This window comes from Caballeronia sp. (genome assembly GCF_049581465.1).
GTDB lineage: Bacteria > Pseudomonadota > Gammaproteobacteria > Burkholderiales > Burkholderiaceae > Caballeronia.
Window position 1 is genome coordinate 1 of the sequence record NZ_JBAUSA010000945.1, and the last position, 3,604, is coordinate 3,604.

Genomic DNA, 3,604 nt, shown 5'->3' on the forward strand with positions numbered 1-3,604 from the left:
GGTAGAGCGCGTTGCGCGTGGTCGTTTCCACCGTGGCGTTGCCGAAGACGCTGGTGATGCCGAGCAGGTCGATCTCCGGATGCAGCGCTTGGAAGACGAGCGCCATGGCATCGTCGACGCCCGGATCCGTGTCGTAGATAATTTTGTGCAATGTCATAGATAAAACGCGTCCGGAAGTTGTTCGCGCGCGGTCGTGTCGCGCGTCGCGCCTCGCAGGTTGCCGAGGCGAATGGGCAACTCAGGACCGCCGAGCTCGATGATCACCTGGCGACACGCGCCGCATGGGGCGATGGGGCCGTCCGTGTCGCCGATCACGGCCAGCGCTGCAAACTCGTCGCGCGCGCAGCCCGCTGCGATCGCGCTAAAAAACGCCGTGCGTTCCGCGCAATTGCACAGTCCATACGATGCGTTCTCGACATTGCAGCCATCGAACACGCGACCGTCCTTGGCGAGCAGCGCAGCGCCCACCCTGAATTTCGAATACGGCGCATAAGCGCGCTCTCGCGCCGCTTCCGCGCGTTCGAGCAATTCGTCCATCGTCATGATTTCGTCCTTAGTTGAGGGTCAAGAACATGCCCGCGATAGTCGCGCTCATCAGGTTCGAGAGCGTAGCGGCGAGCACCACGCGCAAGCCGAGGCGTGCCACTTCCGCACGCCGCTCGGGCGCGACCGCGCTGAAGCCGCCAGTCAACACGGCGATCGACGCGAAATTCGCGAAGCCGCACAACGCGAACGACAAGATGGCAATGGTACGCGGATCGAGCACCTGCAAACCGGCCGCAGCAACACTGGCCGAATCCTTCAAGTAAGGCGACAGCGACGCATAGGCCACGAATTCATTGAGGATGATCTTTTCGCCAAGAAAGTTGCCGGCTAGCGCAGATTGGTCCCATGGCACGCCGATCAGGTAGGCAAGGGGCGCGAACACCATGCCGAGCAAGGATTGCATCGACGCGTGCGGATAGCCGAACCAGCCTCCAATACCGCCCACTACGCCGTTGAGCAACGCGATCAGCCCGACGAACGCAATCAGCATTGCGCCGACCATCACGGCGATCTTGAGGCCCACGGTCGCGCCGGAACTGGCCGCTTCGATCACGTTGGCCGGGCGCTTTTCGTCGAAGCTGAGATGTTCGAGCGTGACCCGGCTCGCTTCAGTCGACGGATGGATGATCTTGGCAAACAGCAGGCCGCCAGGCACCGCCATGAACGACGCTGCGAGCAAATACTCGACCTTTACGCCGAGCCCTGCGTAGCCCGCGAGAACCGAGCCCGCTACCGCCGCCATGCCGCTCGACATCACCGCGAAGAGTTCCGCATTGGACATGTCGCGCATGAAGGGCTTGACGACGGCCGGCATTTCACTTTGTCCAAGGAAGATCGTGGTGACTGCGGAAAACGATTCGAGCTTCGATACCCCAAGCAGCTTCTGGAAGATCGTGCCGAGCACGAGCACGATCCAGCGCATCACGCCGAGGTAATAGAGCACGGAGATCAGTGCAGTCACGAAGATGATGGCGGGGAGCACGCGTACGGCAAAGACGAAACCGCCATTGCCGAAAATCTCGAACATCTTGGGCTGCACGAGTCCACCGAACAGGAACTCGATGCCTGCACTCCCGTAGCCGAGAATGTCGTTCACGCCTGCCGCTGCGGCGGCGAGGACGCTCTTGCCAACGGGTACGAAGAGGATGAATGCGCCAATGCCGACCTGTGCCAGCAATGCGGGCACGACGGTGCGCAGCCGGATGCCGCGTCGATTGCTTGAGAAGAGGAAGGCGATAAACAGAAGTACGGCAATGCCGAGTACGTTGCGGGCGATAAGGGTCATGTGTCTCGATTTTATGTTGTTATGGCGGCCGCAATCCTACGCGATAAGGAATTTTGAAATAAGGGGTCAAAAGGAGGTGCATCCCGGGGATGGCGTGGCCGGTTTTGCTTACGGCGAGTGTGAATCGAGGGGGACGTTTCACTTTTCGAACGCTTCCGTCTCAAAATGTTAAGGTAGCGGTCAGCCTATTTCGAGATGGACCGTATCAGCGTGAAATTTGTATCCCATTTAAGGCTTGTCGGCGCGTCAATGGCCGCATCGGTTCTCATTTTGAGTGCCTGCGCGCCTTTGCCACCGGGCGGCGACGCCACCAACGCCACCCACGCGCAGGCCCCGAACGCCGCATCGGCGGCGACTCCAACGCCTCCGCTACCTGGCAACGGCGCAACGCAACCGGCGTCGGGCCCCCTCGGCGAACAGCACATCGCAATCGGCGGCGGGAATGGTTACCGCACGGAAATCGTCGTCACCCCGCCCAAGCAGGTTTGCGATCTCAATGCGTTCACCGATGGCATCCAGTACGGCTACGCCTACACCTGGAATCGCCTCGTGACGGAGCAAGCCCGCGATCCCGCCAAACACGCAGGTTCACCGCAACCTCAGTTCGATCCGTCCTCGATCCAGTTGCAGGACGAGCATTACCGGATTGTGTGGAACGGCAATCAGCGCGTGAATGCGTGTGCATCGGATGGCTATCTGATTGGACGCATTGTGGGGACACATCGCGCCTACGTCGACCTGAAGGGCGGCTCGACCTGAACGTCCAGGTCAATCGCAGGTGTGGGCGTCGGTGACATAGGCCGCCGCGCCCACAATGTCGCCGTAAATCGTATAGCCCGTCCCGTTCGCCGATGGTTCCGCGTCGATCAATAACATGGTCTGGCCACTCGCACCGTGCACGGTCACGACGTCGCCATCGGCGTTCGGCGAGTACTCGCCGATCTTCAGCGGCCGCAGGCGCCATTTCGCCTTCACGCAGGCGACGAACGGCAGCGGCGGCAGCCGCGACGTACCCGCTCCGACCGGAACGGTCTGTACGAGTTTATCGGCCGTGGTGACGCAGGCACTAAGGGCCAGCGTGGTGGCGGTCAACATCATGCTCACGGCGATACCTGACAATTTCATACGGTCGAGCCTTGTTTGCGGGTGATAAATGGCGGCGCGCGGGGCGTGCACCGGAGCCGAGATGCTACCCGGTCGGCCGCCGAGTCGCCAAGCGAAGTCCGGTAATTCCGCCCGAACGGTCTATTGCGCGCGTGGTTTCATCAGCGTTTTCTTAAGTCTCGTCAACCCGAGCCGATATACATCCGTTGCTAATCGTAACGTTCGATTCAGCTTTTTGAAATCCGGGTTCGATGTTGCACATGAAGTGGTCCGCGAGAGACCGCCCCGAATCAACACCCAGAAACCAACAAAACACCGCAAAGCCGCGAGGCGGGACGGTGTTGAATAGAAGCCCGGTAATCCGCATGTCTCGCAGAAATAGTTTGAGTACCGTTCGCCTGCTCGGACCGTTGGTCCGATTTTCGCGGACGTCGCGCTTGCAGCGCTTCGTGGCTCCTGTGCTCGCGCTGGTCGTTTGCACGTTGCTGCTGGTCATTTTTCAGCATCTTTCCCGTGCTGTGAACTACAGGGCCGTCGTGCATGAATTGCACGGCATGACGTTCAATGCCTGGGCCGGGGCGCTCGTTGCCACCGCGCTCAGCTACGCGGCCATGGTCGGCCGTGACGCTGTCGGCCTTCGATACCTCGATGTCAAAGTACCGCGTCCCG

The 3,604-nt window shown here is 60.7% G+C and carries 5 protein-coding genes and 1 pseudogene; 2 read left to right on the top strand and 4 right to left on the bottom strand.

Features of this window, described 5'->3' with window-relative positions; all coding sequences use genetic code 11:
- From WCA53_RS23170 to WCA53_RS23180, 3 genes are all read right to left on the bottom strand, one after another.
- Positions 1-157, bottom strand: a 157-nt coding sequence (locus tag WCA53_RS23170; protein WP_423915983.1) for a nucleoside hydrolase, incomplete at its 3' end; no start/stop codon positions are given.
- Positions 154-543 carry a cytidine deaminase gene (locus WCA53_RS23175; RefSeq protein WP_423915975.1) on the bottom strand — a complete coding sequence of 130 codons (390 nt, stop codon included), beginning with the start codon at positions 541-543 and terminating at the stop codon, positions 154-156. The genes WCA53_RS23170 and WCA53_RS23175, both read right to left, overlap by 4 nt.
- Before the next feature lie 10 nt (positions 544-553).
- Positions 554-1,831: a NupC/NupG family nucleoside CNT transporter gene (locus WCA53_RS23180; RefSeq protein ID WP_423915977.1), complete on the bottom strand. Its 1,278-nt coding sequence runs from the start codon at positions 1,829-1,831 to the stop codon at positions 554-556.
- A gap of 210 nt (positions 1,832-2,041) precedes the next feature.
- Between WCA53_RS23180 and WCA53_RS23185 the strand changes: the two genes are divergently transcribed.
- Positions 2,042-2,590, top strand: a complete 549-nt coding sequence (locus WCA53_RS23185; protein WP_423915979.1) for a hypothetical protein — start codon at positions 2,042-2,044, stop codon at positions 2,588-2,590.
- A 9-nt stretch (positions 2,591-2,599) separates the two neighbouring features.
- On the opposite strand, the gene WCA53_RS23190 is transcribed toward WCA53_RS23185, so the two are convergent.
- Positions 2,600-2,956 (bottom strand): hypothetical protein, encoded by a 357-nt coding sequence (locus WCA53_RS23190; RefSeq protein ID WP_423915981.1) that lies wholly within the window; start codon positions 2,954-2,956, stop codon positions 2,600-2,602.
- A gap of 362 nt (positions 2,957-3,318) precedes the next feature.
- On the opposite strand from WCA53_RS23190, the pseudogene WCA53_RS23195 reads away from it, so the two are divergent.
- Positions 3,319-3,604: pseudogene (locus WCA53_RS23195) on the top strand (bifunctional lysylphosphatidylglycerol flippase/synthetase MprF); the annotation flags it as partial.

What these genes read in the sequence shown, in the direction of transcription:
- WCA53_RS23175 (WP_423915975.1), bottom strand. Translation starts at nt 543, where the DNA reads ATGACGATGGACGAATTGCTCGAACGCGCGGAAGCGGCGCGAGAGCGC.
- WCA53_RS23180 (WP_423915977.1), bottom strand. Translation starts at nt 1,831, where the DNA reads ATGACCCTTATCGCCCGCAACGTACTCGGCATTGCCGTACTTCTGTTT.
- WCA53_RS23190 (WP_423915981.1), bottom strand. Translation starts at nt 2,956, where the DNA reads ATGAAATTGTCAGGTATCGCCGTGAGCATGATGTTGACCGCCACCACG.